A 21736-nucleotide genomic window follows, 5' to 3' on the forward strand; every position below is an offset into this window, starting at 1 on the left:
GTGACAGCGCGCACACGACTCAGTTATCTGCGACCTGCGAGCGCTCACGCTCTGTGAGCTGCGTGAGCAATTGCTTAAGTTCGGCAGCATTTTTCTTGCCTAAGGCATCGACGGCTTTACTGTAGGCGTCATCGATGGCGGTAAAACGCGCCTCCAATGCTTCAATCTCGCTCTGTTGACGTTGTTCCAACGCCAAAAAATCACCCGGGTATTGAGACGTTAAGAAGTCAACCCAGTACTCACGCCCCAATAATTGCTCCATAAACGCGGGTGTATCTTCAGCAGCAATGACCTCCAGGTAAGCGCGCTCGATTGCCTCCGGCGTGACTTTCGCTATGTTTCTGTACAGCATGTCTTTAGGTTGCCTCGGCAATCCAAGACGCTGGGCCAAACTGACGCGATAGACCAAGCGGATTTCTGCGGGATCGCTTCGCGGCCGCAACTTGATCACATCCTGAGCAATTTCCTCCAGCTTGCCCAAGCGAAAAAGGCTTCTGGACAAGTTCAATAACACCCGGCTTTTGGCTCCTGGCGCTATGTCTTTGAGTGCATTGAACTCATACACCTTCACTTCAAGGTCACTGAACAACAAGATGCGCCCGTCACCACACGTATAATGCGATCGCGCGCGGATGAACAAATCAGCGCATAACTCCCGGTTTTCGTACGCCGCCCGCAGAACATCCCAGACCCGCGCAGTAAGCTGCTCTTTTTCTTCTATAAAGTCCCTGGTGACTTTCAATTCAGACAACAAATGAAAGAGCCCTTCACTTCCCTCCCGACTATAAAGCTCTTCCCAGATCGCATGTTTGTCGGCGTCATCGGGCACATCCTTGAACCATCTATCTTTCTGCACTTGCCCGGACTCATTGTCGCCAGTTTCAAGATCTTCATCGCGTTCGGTTTCAGAGGAATCGTCTATATCGTCAAACTCACTCAGTTGGGACTCAATCTCTGTGCGCGTATAACCAAGGCCAATCCCGGTCTCTGCCTCATAATCGCGCAACACCTCAAGTGCATTGCGGTCCAGATAATTATCAGTGATGTCTGTGCCCGCCATTAAGCGGTTGTGATTTAACTCAAGAATCGAAATGGAAACATCCTCGATTTGGTTATTACTGAGGTCCAACGCACTGAGTTCAGGCAGATCCAGCACAGCCACAGGCCAGCGGACCAGTCGGTTACCGCTCACGTTCAAGGTGCGTAACTGGTTAAGGCCGGTTACATCGAGGCTGTCCAGAGTGTTCATACTCAAATCGAGCCACTCCAAATGCTGCAACGGCCGCAACTGGCGCTGCAACTCAGCGCTGTTCCTCAGCCTGTTGTGCGATACCTCCAGTCGTGTCAGGGCATCAAGAGAGTCAACGGCTTCAGGTAAACGACTCAGCGCATTGTTATTGAGTTGCAGGTCACGCAATCGGGGAAATGACCGCAGGAAATCATTGGCGCCGTCTTCCGTCAGCCTTACGCCGCTCAAATTCAATTGCGTTACATGCTCAAGTGACAAGGGCAGCGCTGGCAGATCGCCCAGACACAGGTCTGAAAAGTTAAGCGCATCAAGGTCTTCAGCTCCTGATGTAGCGACTGCGCCCAATGAGCGACGCCAGGCCAACACCAGCCTGTCCGCCGCTCGCCTGCGATCCATTGAACTGATCCAGCGGCCCTCGTCTCGGTAACTTTGTATGTCGATCCAGCGATTAAGTTGCTGGATTGTGGCGCTGTGCTGACGCTGCCACCCCTCGAGCCGTGCATCAATTTCCAATGCACTGTGGCCTTGGGTCAGCCATTGATCAACGCGATCAATGGCTTCTTGTAAGCCTAAACCTGGATCAATCCTTTGCAATCGGGCAGCCGGTGTCAGCAAAGCATCGCTCGGCGCCAGGTCTAAGGGCGCAGGCAGCAACAAGTCTGGTTGATCAGACACCTCGGCCGGAAAAAATTCCGGTATGCCGCCCGTCTTGCCTTCAATCAGTAAGCCTCTTGGGATCCATCCAGCACTGATGCTGCGAGTGCGTTTGGCGTAGTTCAACAGCGACGAACAACTGGCGGGAGTCAACGCACATCCATTCAGGCGGGTATTGGCCATAAGTGCGTCATGCCCGCTCAGTGCAGCTTCGGGCACGACCGTAATTGCGCTGCGTGATAGATCAAGCTCACGTAAATGTGCAAGCTCCAGCACACCCCTCGGCCACTCGGTGATACCCGTGTTAGCCAAGTCGAGCTCTTCCAGTTGCCTCATCGAACTGACATCCAGTGCCCCGACGCGATTACCCCTCAAATTGAGCTTTTGTAGTTGACTCAAACGATTCAAACGTTCTAAAGCCGAGGGCGTAAATCTCAAGTCGTTATAGGAGAGGTTAAGTTCCCTGAGCTGAGTGAAATTACCCATCTCGGGCAAATAATGCGTGATGTTGTTAGCGCTCAAGTTCAACTCGCGTACTTGCGTAAATGAACCTAAAAACCGGTTCAACGATTCACTCGACACACGCAAGCCATACATATTCAAATGCTGCACATGTTCAAACCCAGTGCGCGGAAGGTTTGGCAGGTCAATCAATGTACTTCCCGACAGATTTAGCGTCTGACCGGCAGGTTCGCTTCGCCAGGAAGAACCCGCGATCTCTTGATCCACCCCTAATCGCCGTAACAAACCCGTATGCCAGGCACTTTTGAGCTTACCGACAAGCTGCACGCGAAATGAATAAGTATCGGGGACCTCCGCGGCCTCTAACCAAGTGGATATACCCTCATTCAAAATGCGTTGTTCCTGTTTCAAGCCGGCGATTCGCACTAACAGATCTCGAGGCGCCTCGCCCTGAAGGCGCACCTGTGCCATCAGTTCTTCAGCAGAGCCAAAGTGTTGCGGCAGTAAATTGCGTAAACTCTTGTCGCAATAATTAGAAACCCACCGTTCCATATCGGCTAAGTGAGCCGAACTCTCACTCAAGTAGTCATAGGCTTTAATTACCGTTTGTGAATCCATGTGCGACCAATCAAGGCGCAGCCCCCGCCATAAACGCTCATGCCCGGAAAACATGGCATCTGGCAGCTCTCGTAACACGCAACCCTGCAAGTCCAGCCCTTGTAGATGTTCAAGCGCCAGAACACCCGTCGGCCATTCCATCACACTCATCGAGACCTTTAGCTCAATCAACCTGAGCAGGTTACTCACATCCAGCGTGCCCATTGGGCCAACGAGTGTGAGTCGCTCAAGCTGCGTCATTGCAGTGAGCCGATGCAGAAAGTTCGGCGAATACGGCTCTCCCGCAGTCACAAATGACAGCTCCTTGACCCCCGGCAGAGTATTAAGCCGCTCAACCACCTGCATCATGTCCCGCGGTTCAAGGTTCAGCTCAAAGCGCTCAACGCCGGGAAAGCGCGTTATCAGCGCGGCACCTGACTCGCCAAGTAGCATCGATGCTTCCATTCTTATTGATCTGACGTGGGAAAAATCTGCCTCCATTGGCGGTAGATCCTTGATATCCGCCAGATCAAGGTCCGCGTGTGGCTGTTCATTGTCCAACACCCCTTCACGCCAGCACCTCATCAGCCTGTCGCGGACCAACCCGCGGTTTCGCAAATCAAAGTCCCTGCCCGCTGCATTCACCCACGGTTCCAGCGCTGCACGCAAGGCCTGAAACTCCCGTTGCTGATTGGCCAAAAAATGAAAGACCTGCTGCTCAGTGTCGCCCTCTCTCAAGCGCCTGCTCACGTAGAGGATGGCTTGCTCGTCGGTGATATTTGGATAGACATCTCGTAACCTGGACACCAGTGACTCATCGAAAGCAAAGGTGCTTCCCCCGCCAGACAATGCATAGCCCAGCCGGCCATTTTCGCGGCGCAGGTACGGCCTGGACCTGGGCACTCGCATGTTTAAAGCACGCGCCATCTCAGTGCGATGCGACGTTGCGTATGCACCCAGTGCTTTGGCTTGCTGCGCAGCTTCACCCTTTGTGTTACCGGGCACATGCTCTGTGAGATAGGCCAATAATCGCTGACTGTCAGCAGACACCAAGTCGGGCACGAACAAACCGGCCAGCGCTCGGTTCAAGCGCCCCTGCTGCGCGTAACTGCGTGCCATATCGTCCAGGCGTCTGGGTACTCGTCCCGTGCGCAGGCTTGCCACTTCCCGTGCACTGGCCAACCCAAGGACTTCCTGAGCCTCTCGCTCAGACAACGGCGTAAATCTGCGCCGCAGCAGTGCCAGATCAGGGTCGCTGGATTTCACCTGAAAAATATCTACTTTGGGGTTCTCTGCGAACCAATCAAGCATATCCGCCAAGCGGGCCGGTACTGGTAAATCATCCACATGCATCTTGCGCAGAACTGCGTCGCTGATGTCACTCACATCGCCTATGTGCGTCAGCATCTGATCATCGAACATCCGGGTAACAGGCCCCAGCCGCCGCAAGAGTACTGGCCGCTCCCACTCCAGTGGTCGCTCATGAGCAAAACGCCATGCACCTTCATGGTTGTGCTCAAGCACAGGTTCATAGGCTTCACTGTCATTCGGATGCTTGACCCGCCAGGTGTTGGTTTTCGCGTCCAGGGTCTGCTCGTAAAAGTGCTGGTCTATTTGCACCCAGGTTTTACCATCGACCACGTACTGCCCCAAAACATTGGGCTGAACCTGCGGATCGAACGTAGCGTCGGCCTGATAGGGCACCATATCCGGCTTCCATAAACGGATTTCTCCCCCTGGCAGAACAATCGACTTCACCTTGGCAATCCATTCGGCCGGGATCTTGCTGATGCCATAACCCGCGCCCGCAATTCCCGCCCCCATAGCGACATTGATTGCTACCGACTCCAAATGTGACCAAGCACCGTCCATGTCGCCCACGCTGAATGATTCCAGTCCGTGATAGATCTCCATTGCGATTTGCAAAGCCATGACCGCCATCATGATTTCGCCCACGCCCGGAATAAAGAATGCGGCCACATTCACCACGTCCATCCCCAGCCCCAGGTAATAATCCAGTCGCTCCTGCAACAATTTGCTGTCTGCATCTGCCGTAGGTACCGCCAACACTCGCGCATTGGCTTTGAGTCGCTCGATATGAAGGTCGGTCAATACGTGAAACAACTCAGCGGGCGATGTCTGGATATACGTTTGGCTGATTCTCAGGCTTACGTCATCGGTGTTTATCCGCGCGTGAGCGTCATCAGGACCAGACCCCTTCAGATACAGCTGATTATTAAGTCGCTGAAGAAAAGCTTGCGCGTCGCCTTGATGCACCCACGTTGAAAACAGTTGCTGGTCGTGGGGCTTCAACAGGTCGTTTGCCAACTCATGTTCAAAGTCTTCCAGCGACTTGTATTCCTTAAGCGGGTGTAACGTAGCGCCAGGGAGATACACCAGCAGCGGTTCGGGATCCGGTTTTTTAAACACGGGCAGTTCAAACCCCAGCCCGGTTTGAGCTAACTCGGTGACGGGCAGCGTCGAGCGATACGGGCCGATTAGCAGAACATCGGCGAGAACAAAACCAAACAGGCTCAGTTGGCTAAACACCACTGGCTTGTTATAGAACCGAGGATGGGGCTGGCCATCGAGTATCGCGCTCAGCATTTGATGTGCATGCGCACTGATGTCGCGCTTCATCAAGGCCGTATGCATGCGTACCGTCAATAACTCCTTTTGCGCCTGCGCCATTTGGCGGCGCACCCGCGGCGCTTTGGTCGGCGCATCGAAGTGTGCGCTCAAATGCTCCTGATACTGGCGACCCAGATCCAGCGTTCGGCACACATTTGAGAAGGTCCAGGGCTGCATCTCCAGTGTTTCGCTATAACTAAAGCCGCTGGGCGATGTGGAGTTTTTAACCTCGTCTTCAACCTTGTCCACAAAATAACCCGACCCATGAACCAGGGGATCGGCAATGAGTGCATAGCTAAACCATGAACACGGTTTACGGGGAGCAACAGGTAAAGCCCCTGCCGGTGCCAATGCACTGAACTGCCCATTGACCCGCACAGAAAATGTCTCGTTACCTTCAAAGTTGAGTAAAGCTGCCTGTAACAGGCTCTGTACTTGTACGGGTTGATCACGCCGTAAATAAAATAAACAGTCTTTGTTGACATCCATCTCTCGCCCGGTGCCCCGCTGACTCAGCAATGCGGCCTTCAGGCGCGGCTCGGCAAATGCGCTAATGCCTTCGAGACCTTTGAGTGTTCTTGCCAACGCTACATTGGCCGCACGGCTGCGTGCCATGCTGCGGTTCAACGCCTCGCGTAACCATAGAGGGGCATTGTCATAAGTGGCCTGATCTTGCGTTTGATGCTCGGGGCAGCCCCCGGCGCGCAAGCGCTTTATGTCATCGGGAAGGCTGTGCTTGATCCACGCAGGCATTTTATCCCTGATAAATTCTGCGTGAGGGCCTAGCCCTGGGGGCATGGTGGAAGCTGGCATTGAGTCTCTCCTGATAACTCAGTGGGGAGCACCAGTAAAACGAAAGAAGCAATGCTTAATGCGGTACATATTTAGAGGCTGCGCACCGACCGTCTTCTAAAGCACCGGGGCAATGGCCTTTGACTATCCTCAAACCAGTGCATATTCAATGGACAGGTGAGGATGGTATGGACGATCCCGACAACAATCCGCCCACTTTTTGGCAGGTTCTGCACAGTGTGATGGCCGCCGCTTTCGGGGTGCAAAGCGCGAAAAACAGAACGCGAGACTTTACCCACGGCAAACCCAGCCAGTTTTTGATTCTGGGTTTGCTGTTTACCGGGGTATTTGCGCTGACGTTGTACGCCATTGTCAGGTTGGTCCTGCACCTGTCGGGCGTTTAAGGGGCTTGAAGCACCGATTTAAGGCTAAAGGGATACACATAGCTGTCAGGTTTTCCCTGGGCTGAAAACCGCTTGAAGGGCAACTGATAATGCTGCTCGCGTGTGATGCTCAGCAAGTGCCTGGCTTGATCGACATCAATCAGTTGCAACAAGGGTACTAGGCGATCTCGCCCGCCAAAACGGGTGAAGTCGATACCCTTGGCATCATCGTTGAGCAGGACCATCGCCCAACCTCCCAAGGTGAAGTGCCCGGCCACCAGCGCACTCAATCGCCCGTCGATTCGTGCTTGCAATGCAGGGATGGAGCTGTTGACCGCGCTGAACAACATGTCGCGGCCAGCAACGCGACCTGCTTCTTGTGCGGCGTGCATGGCCCCAAACGCCATTTCGTCATTGGCCGACCACACCAACGCAGTGTCGGGGTAGCGTTTAAACAGTTGCTTTGCCTGTTCGTAAGCGCGCTGCTGACTCCACTCGCCGTAAACCATTTGGCGCAAGCGCACCTGAGGGTGCTCGCGTAGCGCGCGCAGCATGCCTTTTTCCCGCCAGCGCGATGCCGGGGTATTTTTTACGCCCGAAAAGGCCACGAGATCCAACGTCTTGGTCGGTCCCAACGCCGCATGCTGACGCACCAACTCATTGAGCATCAGGTAGCCGCCCTCCTCGTCGTTGGTCACCATGCTGCCCACCCAGCCTGAATAGTTACCCGCATCTGTGCCGACCATTTGTATCTGTTCACGGGTCAGCCCGTTATGAACCATGAACAGCTTTACGCCGCTGCCTTGTGAGAGACGCAGGATTTGCGGGGCAATGTATTGCTCGTTGACGAAGATCAAGTAATCGGGGCGGCGCGCTCCTTGCAGCGCTGCTCGCGCCTGAGCGATTGATTTATCAGGCGAGCGCCCGGCGTATTGCACCTCCAGGTGCATGCCTAAATCCTGGGCCGCCGCCTGCATGAACTGCGAATAGCTCACCCAAAAAGTTTCATCAGCGTTGCCGGGATTAAGAAACAATACCGTCGCGCTGTGAGCCACCATCGAAAATGGCAGGCACAGCACGACTACGCATTGGCGCAAAAACTTGAGCATTGTCACCTGTCCCTGAACATTGACCCGTCTGGTAGCTGGCACAATACCACTAGACAGCTGGCCCGCTGTCGCTTGCCCGGTAATCAATCGCTCTGGAATGGAGCAGGTGTTGCCCCTTCACGTTCAGGTCACTGGCGGCTGACCCAAAAAACAGCCGCCGCCACGACCAAAACAATCATAAAAAAAATGGCCCACGCATCGACCTTGCTGTCGCTTTTACGCACTTTGACTGGAGTACTCATCGCATCGCCTTTTTTCGGTTTTATGGGTGAATGCTTGAAGACTTTAATCAGTTAAGTTGAGCAATGCCCACAACACAAGTAAGTGATTGAGAATCAGCCTCTTATAGTCGTTTTGGTTCTTTACATATGCTTAAACATCACTTTTGCGCATAACTGCAAACTGGTATCGTGCCTCGCTCCGTGGGGAGTGCGCGGCCGTGCGCGCAGATAAGCTGTTAGCAGCCTGAGAACAGGACCTATATGTACGTATATGACGAGTACGATCAGCGGATCATCGAGGACCGCGTAAAGCAGTTCCGGGATCAGACCCGACGCTATCTGGCAGGTGAGCTGAGCGAAGAAGAGTTCCGCCCCCTGCGCCTGCAAAATGGCCTTTATGTTCAACGCTTTGCCCCGATGCTGCGGGTTGCCGTGCCTTATGGCCAACTCACCTCGCGTCAAGCGCGGATGATGGCCAAGATCGCCCGCGACTACGACAAGGGCTATGCCCACATCAGTACCCGCCAGAACGTGCAGTTCAACTGGCCGGCGCTCGAAGACGTGCCGGACATTCTGCAAGAGCTGGCCACTGTGCAAATGCACGCCATTCAGACCAGCGGCAACTGCTTGCGTAACGTCACCACTGACCAGTTCGCCGGTGTTGCCGCCGATGAATTGATCGACTCACGCCCCTGGTGTGAGATCGTCCGTCAATGGACGACCTTCCACCCCGAATTCGCTTACTTGCCGCGCAAATTCAAAATCGCAATCAACGGTTCTGCTTCAGACCGTGCGGCCATTGAAGTGCACGACATCGGTCTTGAACCGGTGTTCAACGAAGCCGGCGAGCTGGGCTTTCGTGTACTGGTTGGCGGCGGCTTGGGCCGTACGCCGGTGATTGGTTCGTTTATTAACGAATTTTTGCCGTGGCAACACCTGCTCAGCTACCTGGAATCCATCCTGCGGGTGTACAACCGCTATGGCCGTCGGGACAACAAGTACAAGGCGCGGATCAAGATTCTGGTCAAGGCCCTGACGCCTGAAGTGTTCGCAGAGCGGGTTGAAGCCGAAATGGTTCACCTGCGCGGCGGGTCCACCACCCTGACCGAGGCCGAAGTGCAGCGAATTGCCAAGCACTTTGTCGACCCCGACTACAAGGACTTGCCTGATTTCGGCGCCGAACTGGCAGCGCTCGACGCCCAGCACCCAGGCTTTGCTCGCTGGCGCATCCGCAACACCCTGGCCCACAAAAAGCCGGGCTATGTCGCTGTTACCCTGTCGCTCAAACCGACGGGCGTTGCTCCAGGCGATGTGACAGACAAGCAGTGGGACGGCATTGCCGACATGGCCGATCGCTACAGCTTTGGCCAACTGCGGACCTCTCACGAGCAGAACATCATTCTGGCCGACGTTGAAGAAAGCCAGTTGTTCACCATGTGGGGTGAACTGCGTGAGCAAGGTTTTGCCACGCCAAACATTGGCTTGCTGACCGACATGATCTGCTGCCCGGGCGGGGATTTTTGCTCGCTGGCCAACGCCAAGTCGATCCCGATTGCCGAATCGATCCAGCGCCGCTTTGACGACCTGGATTACCTGTTCGACATTGGTGAGCTTGACCTGAACATTTCCGGTTGCATGAATGCCTGTGGCCACCACCACGTTGGGCACATCGGCATTCTGGGCGTGGATAAAAAAGGCGCCGAGTTCTATCAGGTGTCGCTGGGTGGCAGCGCCAGCCGTGACGCGAGCCTGGGCAAGATCCTGGGTCCTTCGTTCGCTCAGGACGACATGCCGGATGTGATTGAAAAACTGATCGACGTTTACGTTGAAAAACGCAACGAAGACGAGCGCTTTATCGACACCTATCAACGTATTGGCATCGATCCCTTCAAGGAGCGCGTCTATGCAACGAATCATTAAAAACAACGAAGTGATCGATGAAACTTGGCATTTACTGCCAAAAGACACGAACTTCGACGATATCTCTAACTGTGATGACCTGATCGTTCCACTGGCGTTGTGGCGCGAGCACGGCCCGGCGCTCAAGGCCCGCGATGGCGGCCTGGGCGTGTGGCTGGACAGTGACGAAGAGGCCGAAGAACTTGGCAGTGACGTCGCGAACTTTCAGGTCATCGCCCTGAACTTCCCGGCCTTTACTGACGGGCGTAGTTACTCCAACGCCCGTCTGCTGCGAGATCGCTACCACTACACAGGTGAACTGCGCGCCATTGGTGATGTATTGCGCGATCAGTTGTTCTACCTGCACCGCTGCGGGTTTGATGCCTTTGCTATTCGGGCCGACAAAGACCCGTACGAAGCGCTTGAAGGTTTGAAAGATTTCAGCGTGACGTATCAAGCATCGACCGACGAGCCGCAACCGCTTTTCCGTCGCCGCTGAGCCCTGTGATGGCCCTGACTGATTCAACCAATGAGTCAGGGCTGCAACACCAGGGCTTGTACGAAATGTTATCAACGCACATAACCGGGCATTGATGCATTGGGTACTGAGCCTAGCCACCACTGGACGTTGAAGGCAGGGCCGGGAACATAAGCTGCGGATACCGCTCAATCTCCTGGCGGGTCAGGCGCGTGACCAACGCCAGTCTGGACTGGTCGTGTACGCCCGCAATCAACTGCGCTTGCGACGCATACTCGTCACTCGACACGCTCTCACGCCCTGTGAAGAGCGTATCCATGTGTTCCTGATGGGGTGTGTCTGAAGCCTTAAAGATATCCGGGTATTTTTTCTCCAAAAAAACCTTCCAAAAATCCCTGGCAATAATATTCGCCGTGAGCGCTTCAGGTGTTTCCTGAGCCATTACATACGCTCGCGCAATCTCTAGCTGCTCTGGCGTCACGTTGGCAGCATTCACAAAGCGCATACTCTTGGGCCTGCTGGGTAAGTTCAGCGTCTCTGCCAAATGAATGTGGTAGTACATCTGCACTTCCAACGGATCGATTTGCGCCAAACGGTTTTCCAGCCACACAGGGCTAAGCCTTTCTGCCAGCGCAAGCGCTTGCGGCGAGCCGAGTCGGTACGCAACCCCCTGGCGTTCTTGTGGCGTCATTTGAGTCACCGGCTTGGCTGAAAAGTCAGGGCTTATCGCATCGCTCAGTTGTTGCAGTTGCTCTACAGCCTCCAAGGACTGGGCGCGTACCTGTGCCATAAGCAGCGCAATAACGGATTCAACATGCTGGTTGAGCAAGTCGATCCTGAATAACCCCCGGGCCAGTTTCAGCAGTTGCTCCTCGGTCTGTGGCCGGTGCTCAGCCATGTAGATTTGTTGTTGCAGCTCAAGATCGGCAAACACCATTGCAATGCCGTCTGAACACGTGCGCGGGTGGGTGCTGACCTCAAACACTCGACCGCGCAAACCGCTGTTTTCATGCATGGCGCTCAGCAGCGTCCAGACGCGCAGGCGTAAATCTTCACGCGCCTGGACAAATTGCGATGACTCACTCAAGTCTTCCAGTACCCGAAAAAAATCCGATGAATACTCGGCCCCGTTCAAGTCCTCCCAGACGACGCGCTGCGCAGCGTTTGGCGCAACCGCCCAATGCTCAATGCCGCGTCGAGGAATGACATGATGACGCGGGATCGAAATCCCAAAACTAATGCCCTGCTCGCGTTGGTAAAGATAGAGACGGCGTAACGAATCATTGCTCAACGGGTTGTCGTGCAAAAACGTCACACGGTTAATGGCACTGCGTTGGGCGGTTAGCACGTGCGCCGGAACATGAGTGATCGCGTTGTCACGCAAGTCCACTGTTTTAAGCTGCTCAAGCAGCTCAATACCCTCGGGCCACTGCGTAAGGCCCGTATAGCGCACATACAAATACTCAAGCGCTCTCATTTGGCTGACCCGCAACCTGCTACCTAACGGATTGCCCGTGAGGTTGAGTGACTTGAGCTTGGTCAGTGCTGCCAGCTTACTGGCGGCCTGAGGGGTTAATACAAGCTGATTCCCTCTGAGATCCAGATCCAGCAACTCGCTCATTGCGCCAATCGATCCGGGCAGCTCCACCAGTTTGTTTTGCTTGAGCGACAGAACCCGCAACTGGTGGAACTTATCAAGAAAGTGGGGAGGAAACGCCCCGCCCGGTGATTGGCTCAAACTCAACACATTGATATGCGCATAGTCAGCCGACAACGCGGGCAGACAGTCGACGGGCCAGGCATTCAGGTCCAGTTCATAACCGGTATGCCCGCCTATGTGGGCGCTGGGCGTTTGCCGCCGCCAGGCACGTATCAACGCTTGGCTGATGGACCTTTTTACCTGTGCCGACACCTTAAACCGCGGGGCATTGAGCGGCTGACTCCAGACCGTGGAGGTTTCCCACACATGAAGATCATGACGCAGCGTTTCAAGTTCAGCCTTAAGCGCACTTAATGCACGGGCAATCTGCTCAACCGGCAGTCTTAAGCGATGCAGAAACTGCCCGGCCTGCTCATCACTCATTAGGGGGTATAACTCCACAACCTGATGTTTGAGCAACACAGGCTGAACATCAGGCAAAATGCGCCCGGAACGGCCGCCAAGGGTATAACCCACCCGGCCGTCAGCTAAACGCATCGGTGATTTAAACCAGGGTTTAAGGCTATGCATGCCCAATACCTGTGCGCTTCGGTGACGTTCTTCAGCCGCCACACGCGCAACTTTTGCTTTGAGTGAGGCATGCGGCTCGTGGATTGTAAGCCCCATCGCTGAACGCTCATTGGCTGACAGCAGCGTCAGAACGCAATTGAACAGTGACGGGGAGCTGTAGATATTGCCCGAAGATGTTCCGAAGTATTCGTAACCCTGCGCACTCTTGAACAGTTCACGCACACGGCGCGCCGTTGCACTGCCTGCACTGTCGAGTTCAAGTCCATTGGCCTTGTCGCGAATGACCAAGCGCAAGTCTGCGGGCCAGCCGGGCAGCCAAGGCAAGGCTTTCCACCCAAGCGCCAGGCTGTCTTCAGTGCTCAAGGCATCGTAAAACAAGCCCTCCAAGGCGCGGTTCAAACGCAGGTTTTGCACGAAATGACGGGCCTCCTCCAGCACCGTCATGGGCAAGCGCTCTTCGCGCTCAAGCAGGCTGACTTGTTCGGCAGTCAAGTGCTCCAGCAACTCCGTGATCACCGCTGCCGACAAACCTGGAAATTGCCGTTTAACGATGCTCCCGGCAGTGCCAAGCGTTTCACCTTGAAGGTAGAGAGATGAAAACACCTCGTTTTTTTGTGCTTGCGTAAAATCTCCCAGGTGTTGAGCCAGCCCTCGAACTTGCAGTTCAAGTGATGACAGCTTTTGACCTAGCAAGCCTTCTATCTGACCCGCCGACAGGCATTCCAGCGTCACCCTCAACAAGTCCCCCTTGGCCACCTGCGATTCAGACACTTGCAGCCGTGGCAGCCTGGAGACCAGATCTTTCCCGTATTCTTTAAACGCCTGGCCATCGTCGCTGACCACGCGCAATACCCGGTCGGCTGGCCAGCCAGGGAGCTGAGGCAATACGTTCAACTGTATGTCCGCATCAGACATGTGCCCGGTCTGGGCACGCTGCATTCGGGCAATGAACGCCTCAATTCTTTCGATCAGTGCCATACGTTTAAGACCATCGGCCAATAAGGCCGGCGTACTCAGGTTATCTATCAGTAACCTGCACAGCACAGCGTCCGAGGTGTTGGTCGCAGCCAAAAGATGATCGGCGGCATGGGCGGATAAAGCCTGCGCGTCTGGGCCAAGGCGGCGAAATAATTGCAGACGAGTCCACTCAAGGGGACGGTCCAGTTCATGGGTCCAGGCACCCATGCCGTTATGTTGCAACTTGGGCCGGTACGCCGTCGGGTCGGTGGGATGGCGCACGGAAAATACCTGCGTTGAAGCCTCTGTGTGCAGGCTATACACCTTGTCATCCAGCTTGATATATGACTGGCCATTACGTGTATAAATGCCCTGCGCGTCCGGCTTGATTCCAGCAAGACCAACACCTTCTACCGCATAAGGCGCCATCTGCGGCTTCCATAGTTTACGTGCGCCGTTTTCAAGTCTGACTGGGACCAGCGCATCCACCCCCGCTGGCGCCTTCAAGGTTTTGCTGGCCGCTGCGGGACCTGCGAGCAACGCCACATTCTGTGCGATATCAAATAAGTAATTAATGGCGGCCACTTTGTCATCGGCCCTCCACGCCTTGATACCCGCGTAGACCTCTTCACCCAGCTGGATAACACTCGCCGCCAATAACACTTCCCCCAACACCGGGACAAAACCCAATGCCAGCCCCAACACACTGATGCCCAGGTTTAAATACGTGGCCTGACGCTCCAGGCGCTCGCGGGTGTCTTGATCTTCCGTGGGCACAATCAATAATCGCGCATCATCTTTGATCCGCTTTAATTGCTGTAGCCACATCACTTCGAAAGGGTCATCGGTTCTGGGGGTGGCGCGTGACTCTGTGAACAACGCAGGTTCATAAATAATCGGCGGGCGCCGCAAGAGCAGTGAGTCCCACGACGCATGTTTATGATGCGTCCGGCGTACAAACTCTGCGCGCTGACTCAGTGGTACGCGTTGTGCAAAATAGTCGGCAAACTCGGGGCGCTTCAACCATTCACGTAAATGCACCTGAAACTCACTGAACGTCTCAAACTCATAGAATGTTTTATCAGGGCATTGGGGAAGATAGACCAAGCAGGGTTGCGTCTGCGACGCGGGCTTTCGCTGCGGCCATAGCACCATGATCCCTGTGACTTCCACTTCCATTAATTCGAATACGCCATAGGCTGGGTTGCCCATGGAAAACACCGATGAAGGGCCCAATAACAGATGAAAACCAAAACTATACGACTCAACACTGATGTCGTTTTTCATGTAGGCCATGTGCAAGGCGCATGAAAACTCATGGCGTAAATTGGCACTGAAGACGCTCTTTATTTTATAGGCCTGTGCCCGAGGGTCCGTGGCGGGCCATGCGTCTTCGACCGGTGTAAAAACACGGTCCAGATGCAACTGATATTGCACGCCCGCATTCAAGTCCCGGCACACGCGCGCAAACTGTTCAGGCGCCAGTTCGCTGTGCAAGGTGGGCTGATTATTATTCACCGAATAGATGCACGTTCCCGGATCGAAACCCTCGGCCTGCGTTTCTGAAGGCTCAAAGTTCTGCATGGCTGCCTGCACCAAGCTCTGATACGTCGAGGTCGCGCCCACGTTGATTTCAAGCGACTCAGGCACCCACGACGTGGGGAATAACAGGCGAATAAAGGAGTCAACAACGTTAATGTTTTGCCGCGCAATAAACCCCAACACATTACTCGCCAGATGGACGTGTTTGAGTCCATAGCGCTTGACGTCAACGCTATGCCAACCCTGAGCTGTTAATGCGGTTTTTAGACGCGTTTCTACAAATTGCACCATTGGCGTTACTGTGGCCAGGATACGAGAGACTTCTTTATAGGAGTCGTGTCGTCGCTGCATACTTTCACGCAGTGAATCACGCACATACCCCGGTGCGTTAACAAACCAGGGAGGCAGTAGAGTGGGTATCAACGTTTGATGCTTATTGTCGGCGCGCGTAGTGGCCAGAGTTCTTGACTGATCAGCGACCAACTTTATAGCGGCGCTAGGTGTTATTTCATTCCCGTTAGCCATGACAAAAGCCTGTTTCACATTAGAAACGTCAGCTTAAATACTGGCCTTGCGGCACAGGCGTTACCTATTTAATACCTCGCAGGGGTGATCACGAATAAACCTTAAAGCGTGCGCGACTTATCACCCACTCATGCCAGCGCTCTTTGCCACGCTCTGTCCAAAATGTATCTACGCTCGGTGATGCGGCGTTGAAAACATTGTGGACAGACTGCCGGATGAACCCATCGCGACAGGACCGCAGGCTTACCAGAAACGCTGTTGCGACACACGCTTCCAGACCGAGTCGACCAAGTGTTCCGCCGAGGTGCTGGCTGCCAGCCCAACACGCTCCTGCAAACTTTTACGCTGGGCGTAATGCAGGTGGTAGAGCTGCGCAGTCTGTGCACGCTCGCACAAATACTCATCGCTGGTTTTCAACTCATCCACCAGTTGTTTTTCAACCGCCGCTACGCCTAACCAGACTTCACCTGTGGCCACTTCATCAATCGCCAACTGCGGGCGGTATTGAGACACAAAGTTTTTGAATAACTGGTGGGTGATATCCAAGTCCTGTTGGAATTTTTCCCGACCCTTTTCAGTGTTTTCGCCAAACACTGTGAGTGTTCTCTTGTATTCGCCGGCCGTGAGCACTTCGTAATCAATGTCATGTTTTTTCAACAGACGATTGACGTTGGGCAGTTGAGCGACCACACCGATCGAACCCAGGATGGCAAAAGGTGCGCTGATAATTTTGGCGCCAATGCACGCCATCATATAGCCGCCACTGGCCGCCACTTTGTCGATACACACCGTGAGAGGGATACCCGCTTGACGAATACGGGCCAGTTGCGAAGACGCCAACCCATAGCTGTGCACCATGCCGCCGCCGCTTTCCAGGCGCAGCACAACTTCGTCGGCCGGGGTGGCCAGGGTCAGCAATGCCGTAATTTCGTGACGCAGGCTTTCAGTGGCAGAAGCTTTGATATCACCGTCGAAATCCAGCACAAAGACACGAGGCTTGTCGTCGGGTTGTTTTTTAAGTTTTTTATCGGCTTTACCTGTCTGCTTGCGTAACGACTTGAGCTGGCCTTTGGACAACAGCGACTGTTCCAGGCGCTCACGCAGGCCTTTGTAGAAGTCATTCATCTTGATGACCTGCAATTGCCCTGTCGAACGACGGCCTTTGCCCCGCAACGCGGCGAGTGCAACCAGGACCACGATGATAGCGACCACCAGGGTCACGGTTTTAGCCAAAAAACTGGCGTACTCGGCTAGAAATTCCACAGACTCTCCTTTAAACGTTACACCCCGTGAATCGCGGGGTGCGTGATGACGCTCAGCATACCGGCGCCAACCTGAGGCTGCCAGCCGCGAAACACCTTGTAGGCAGGCGCATCGGGCAATTCAAACGAGCGTATGTTTTTTCATTGACAGCTTCCCGGCTTACTCCTAACCTCGCCAGACTTTCAACGTACCGGGGCATAGCGGACGTGGGCAGCATCTACTTGATAAGACATGGCCAAGCCTCCTTCGGCGCAGACGACTACGACGTGCTGTCGCCGCTGGGCGAGCGACAGGCACAAATAGTCGGCCAGCACCTGGTTGACCTGGGCGTGTGCTTTGACCGCTGTGTATCCGGAGATCTGACGCGCCAGCAAGACACGGCCCGCCATGCGCTGGAGCAGTTCAGCGCCGCCGGGTTAGCCAGGCCCACACTGGAAGTTGACGCAGCCTTCAATGAATTCGATGCATTCGGCGTGCTTAAAGCCTTGCTTCCCGGCTTGTTGCCGGATGAACCCCACGCCGTGGCCGCGATGACCGACGCCGCCCATGACCCGGTCGAATTCCAGCGCATTTTCGATCTGATTGTTGCGCGTTGGCTCAGCGGCACTTGGGACACCCCCGAGCTGGAAAGCTGGCTGGCCTTTGTCGAGCGTGTGCAGGGCGGCCTCAATCGACTGCTCGATCACGCCCATGACACGCAGCACACTATCGCTGTGTTCACCTCCGGCGGCACCATCACCGCCCTGCTTCACCTGTTGACCCGCATTCCCGCCAACGACGCGTTCAAGCTGACCTGGCAAATAGCAAACACCTCGCTCAGTCGCCTCAAGTTTCAAGGCCGCGAGGTGACACTGGCTTCCTTCAACAGTCATGTGCATTTGCAACTGTTGAAGACGCCGTCACTCATCACCTATCGTTGAGCGTCGGCAACCGCGACCCTCGGGTCGCCGTAACCCACCATAAAAGGATCGAACCATGACTTCTGTAGCTGATGCCGTGCAAGCAATGAAAGCCAAATTCAACCCAGCCGCTGCTGCTGGCCTGGACCTGGTGTTTGGCTTTCGCATTGATGACACCAAGAACTTCTCGCTGATCGTTAAAGACAGCACCTGCGAACTGCAAGAAGGCGAAAACCCGGACGCTCAAGTGACTCTGGTGATGGACGGCGAAACCCTGGAAGGCATCGTCAGCGGCGAAACAGACGGCATGCAGGCCTTTATGGGCGGCAAGCTGCGCGCTGAAGGCGACATGATGCTGGCCATGAAACTGAGCGAACTCTTCCCGAGCTAAGCCCAGCGCACCACGAAAAACCGGAGCCCACGCAGCTTCGGTTTTTTTTGCGCTGCGTTTTGTGCAACTGCCATCAGAGACACTGATTACCCCTTAACACCCACGCCTATTAAGGCCGGCATCGACTTGTCGCGAACGGGGTGGCCCATTAGATTAGCGAATGTTGTCTGGCCTTAAAAATAAGCAGAAGAGATAGATATGGCGCTCACCGACTCGTCCACCCGTATCCGCCCTGGCGAAGAACTCGACGTCAGCCAGGTTGATCCGTATCTCAAGGCCCATATTGCAGGGCTCTCTGGCCTGCCGACCATCAGCCAGTTTCCGGGCGGGGCTTCGAATCTGACGTACCTGATCGAGTATCCGGGTGTCGAACTGGTGCTGCGGCGTCCGCCCTTTGGCCACAAAGCCAAATCCGCTCACGACATGGGCCGTGAGTTTCGCCTGCTCAATCATCTCAAGGACGCCTTCCCCTACTGCCCCAAAGCCTACGCCCACTGCACCGATGAGACGCTGATCGGCAGTGAGTTCTATGTGATGGAGCGGGTCAAGGGCATCATTCTGCGTTCCGACCTGCCCCCTGAACTGAACCTCTCCCCTGCGCACACCGGCCAACTGTGCCACCGTTTTATCGACACACTGGTCGAGTTGCACAGTGTCGACTACACGGCCTGTGGGCTGGCCGATCTGGGCAAGCCAGAAGGTTATGTATATCGCCAGATCAGCGGTTGGTGTGATCGTTACGAAAAGGCCCTGACCCCGGATGCCCCGCAGTGGGAAGCGGTCAAGGCGTGGCTCAAGGAAAAGATGCCTGCCGATCATCCGACGCCTGCCATCGTTCACAACGACTACCGCTTTGACAACGTGATCCTCGACCCGCATAACCCGATGCAGATCGTGGGCGTGCTGGATTGGGAACTCACCACACTGGGTGACCCGCTGATGGACCTGGGCAACAGCCTCGCCTATTGGATAGAAGCCGATGATCCACCCGTCGTGCAACACATGCGACGCCAACCGAGCAATGCTCCCGGCATGTTGACCCGCCGTGAATTCGTTGATTACTACGCACAACGTTCCGGCATTCAGATCGACAACTACGATTTCTATTACATCTACGGTTTGTTCCGCCTGGCAGGCATCGTTCAACAGATCTACTACCGCTACTACCACGGCCAGACTCAAGACAAACGTTTCGCCCCGTTTGTACAGATGAATGCACTGCTGGAGCAGATGAGCCTTAAGGTCATCCGCCAGTCCAGCCTTTAAACCTGCGCTCACTAGGGAATCAGCATGTCCAAAACTCAACTGTTCGACCTTGATGGCAAAATTGCCTTTGTTTCAGGCGCCAGCCGTGGCATCGGCGAAGCCATCGCCAAGCTGCTGGCCCAACAAGGCGCCCATGTGATCGTTTCCAGTCGCAAGCTTGAGGGCTGCCAACGGGTCGCGGATGCAATCATCGCGCAAGGTGGTAACGCCACCGCGATTGCTTGCCATATCGGCGACATGGAACAGATCCACCACACCTTCGCGCGCATTCGTGCCGAGTTCGGGCGCCTCGATATTCTGGTCAACAACGCGGCCACCAACCCGCAGTTCTGCAACGTGCTGGACACCGACCTCGGCGCGTTCCAAAAAACCGTCGACGTGAACATTCGCGGCTACTTCTTCATGTCGGTTGAAGGCGGCAAGTTGATGCGTGAACACGGGGGCGGCAGCATCATCAACGTTGCCTCTATCAATGGCGTCTCGCCGGGAGCGTTCCAGGGCGTTTACTCAATGACCAAGGCGGCGGTGATCAACATGACCAAAGTGTTTGCCAAGGAGTGCGCCTCGTTTGGCATTCGCTGCAACGCCTTGCTACCGGGCCTGACCGACACTCAATTCGCCTCGGCGCTGGTCAAAAACGAAGCCATCCTCAAGGGCGTGTTGCAACAGGTGCCACTCAAACGTGTCGCCGAGCCGGATGAAATGGCCGGCGCGGTGCTGTATCTGGCCAGCGCTGCTTCCACCTACACCACCGGCATTTCATTGAATGTGGATGGCGGGTTTTTATCCTGAGACCAAATCAATAATTTAGTTCTACTTATTGCAAATTCGAAATATTTATTCCATTAATGGCCTTCCCTGAACATAAGAATTCAAAGGAAGTGGCTATGCGTTCACTTGGAATAGGCTTGATCGGCACCGGATTTATGGGACGCGCGCATGCGCTGGCGTTTCGCAACGTCAGTGCAGCCTTCGAGTTGCCGGTGAAACTGCACCTGGCGGCGCTGGCGGATGCCGACGCTGAACGGGCCCGACACTGTGCTGGCGCATGGGGCTTTGCTCAGGCCCACAGCGACTGGCAGCAATTGATCGCCAACCCCGACGTGGACCTGGTGGCCATCACCACCCCCAACCACTTGCACTTCCCGATGGCGATGGCAGCGATTGCGGCAGGCAAAGCCGTGTACTGCGAAAAGCCCTTGGCCGTGAGCCTGCAACAGGCCGATGAAATGCGCCAGGCAGCCAAGGCCGCCGGTGTCGTAACACGCGTGGGTTATAACTATCAGCACAACCCGATGCTGGTGCTGGCCCGCGACATGATTGCGCGTGGCGATCTGGGTCGCATCGTCAGCTTTGAGGGTGAATTCAGTGAAGACTTCATGGCCGATCCGGCCGCGCCCTGGTCATGGCGCTGCGAGCCGGGGCATGCTGGCGGGGCACTGGCCGATTTGGGCAGCCACCTGTTGGCCCTGGCGCGCTATCTGCTGGGCGACATTGAAGCGGTGTGCGCCGACAGCCTGACCGTGCACCCGCAGCGTCCCGCACACACGGGCAGTCATGAGCAAAAAAGCATCCGCGTAGACGACCAGACCCATGCCTTGCTGCGCTTCAGTCAGGGCGCTCGCGGCACCTTGAGCAGCAGTTGGCTCAAACACGGCTACAAAAATCACCTCAGTTTTGAAATCAGTGGCACGCGCGGCACGCTCAAATTCGATCAGGAGCGCTTGAACGAACTTCAACTGTGCTTAGAGGGACAATCGGGCTTCGAACGTTTGCTGTCAGGGCCAACACTGCCGGGATACGCGGCTTTCAGTCCGGCGGCAGGCCACCAATTGGGCTACAACGAGTTAAAAACCCTGGAAGTGCACGCGGTGATTCAAGCCTGCGCCGGGCTGCCCGCGCCCGGCCCCGACTTCGAAGAAGCCTGGCACGTTGAACGCCTGGCCGATGCCATTCGCGTGGCGGCGCTGGAGCAGCGCTGGGTCCCGCTCTGATAACTCGCCAAATGATCGCAAAACCGATGACCGTAGTGTCTTTCAGGCACTCCGTTGAATGGTTTTACGGCCGCTTCGCGCCCGGACGCAGCCTCGCATTACTCGTCAGCGACTACACCGAGTTTGGCGTAGCCGTTGCCGCAGGCGACGTCCGATTGCGAAGCGGTCGTAAATCCACTGACTGTGACGTTGAA

General features: G+C 55.3%; 12 protein-coding genes. 8 read left to right on the top strand and 4 right to left on the bottom strand.

The features are described 5' to 3' along the window. Window positions 1–19: 19 nt before the first annotated feature. Window positions 20–6208, bottom strand: coding sequence for an NEL-type E3 ubiquitin ligase domain-containing protein (locus AP059_RS03985; protein WP_256209691.1), 6189 nt, complete (start codon window positions 6206–6208; stop codon window positions 20–22). Window positions 6209–6573: 365 nt separating this feature from the next. Between AP059_RS03985 and AP059_RS03990 the strand changes: the two genes are divergently transcribed. Next, window positions 6574–6789 carry a DUF2970 domain-containing protein gene (locus tag AP059_RS03990; protein WP_059761982.1) on the top strand — a complete coding sequence of 72 codons (216 nt, stop codon included), beginning with the start codon at window positions 6574–6576 and terminating at the stop codon, window positions 6787–6789. On the opposite strand, the gene AP059_RS03995 is transcribed toward AP059_RS03990, so the two are convergent. Continuing rightward, entirely contained in the window at window positions 6786–7877 is a 1092-nt protein-coding gene (locus AP059_RS03995) for an ABC transporter substrate-binding protein (RefSeq protein ID WP_059761983.1), read from the bottom strand. The two genes, AP059_RS03990 and AP059_RS03995, sit on opposite strands and share 4 nt — an antisense overlap. Window positions 7878–8359: 482 nt before the next feature. Between AP059_RS03995 and AP059_RS04000 the strand changes: the two genes are divergently transcribed. After that, entirely contained in the window at window positions 8360–10018 is a 1659-nt protein-coding gene (locus tag AP059_RS04000; protein ID WP_059761984.1) for a nitrite/sulfite reductase, read from the top strand. After that, window positions 10002–10496 (top strand): DUF934 domain-containing protein, encoded by a 495-nt coding sequence (locus tag AP059_RS04005; protein ID WP_059761985.1) that lies wholly within the window; start codon window positions 10002–10004, stop codon window positions 10494–10496. The genes AP059_RS04000 and AP059_RS04005 overlap by 17 nt, the downstream gene beginning before the upstream one ends. A gap of 112 nt (window positions 10497–10608) precedes the next feature. Here AP059_RS04005 and AP059_RS04010 read toward each other — a convergent pair whose 3' ends face one another. Together AP059_RS04010 and sohB are read right to left on the bottom strand one after the other, a co-directional pair. After that, window positions 10609–15555, bottom strand: coding sequence for an NEL-type E3 ubiquitin ligase domain-containing protein (locus AP059_RS04010; protein WP_256209693.1), 4947 nt, complete (start codon window positions 15553–15555; stop codon window positions 10609–10611). A 417-nt stretch (window positions 15556–15972) separates the two neighbouring features. Then, the gene (gene sohB, locus AP059_RS04015) at window positions 15973–16992 is read right to left on the bottom strand and encodes a protease SohB (RefSeq protein ID WP_059761987.1); all 1020 of its coding nucleotides are present in this window, start codon (window positions 16990–16992) and stop codon (window positions 15973–15975) included. Window positions 16993–17198: 206 nt separating this feature from the next. Between sohB and AP059_RS04020 the strand changes: the two genes are divergently transcribed. From AP059_RS04020 to AP059_RS04040, 5 genes are all read left to right on the top strand, one after another. After that, window positions 17199–17912 carry a histidine phosphatase family protein gene (locus tag AP059_RS04020; RefSeq protein ID WP_059761988.1) on the top strand — a complete coding sequence of 238 codons (714 nt, stop codon included), beginning with the start codon at window positions 17199–17201 and terminating at the stop codon, window positions 17910–17912. Window positions 17913–17967: 55 nt separating this feature from the next. Continuing rightward, window positions 17968–18282 carry an SCP2 sterol-binding domain-containing protein gene (locus AP059_RS04025; protein ID WP_003182883.1) on the top strand — a complete coding sequence of 105 codons (315 nt, stop codon included), beginning with the start codon at window positions 17968–17970 and terminating at the stop codon, window positions 18280–18282. Between the two features lie 198 nt (window positions 18283–18480). Next, window positions 18481–19548 carry a phosphotransferase family protein gene (locus AP059_RS04030; protein ID WP_059761989.1) on the top strand — a complete coding sequence of 356 codons (1068 nt, stop codon included), beginning with the start codon at window positions 18481–18483 and terminating at the stop codon, window positions 19546–19548. Between the two features lie 24 nt (window positions 19549–19572). Beyond that, window positions 19573–20340, top strand: coding sequence for an SDR family oxidoreductase (locus tag AP059_RS04035; protein ID WP_059761990.1), 768 nt, complete (start codon window positions 19573–19575; stop codon window positions 20338–20340). A 95-nt stretch (window positions 20341–20435) separates the two neighbouring features. Further along, window positions 20436–21542 (top strand): Gfo/Idh/MocA family protein, encoded by a 1107-nt coding sequence (locus tag AP059_RS04040; protein ID WP_059761991.1) that lies wholly within the window; start codon window positions 20436–20438, stop codon window positions 21540–21542. Window positions 21543–21736: the final 194 nt, after the last annotated feature.

The sequence above is a fragment of the Pseudomonas sp. TAA207 genome, from assembly GCF_001529285.1.
GTDB classification, from domain to species: Bacteria; Pseudomonadota; Gammaproteobacteria; order Pseudomonadales; family Pseudomonadaceae; genus Aquipseudomonas; species Aquipseudomonas weihenstephanensis.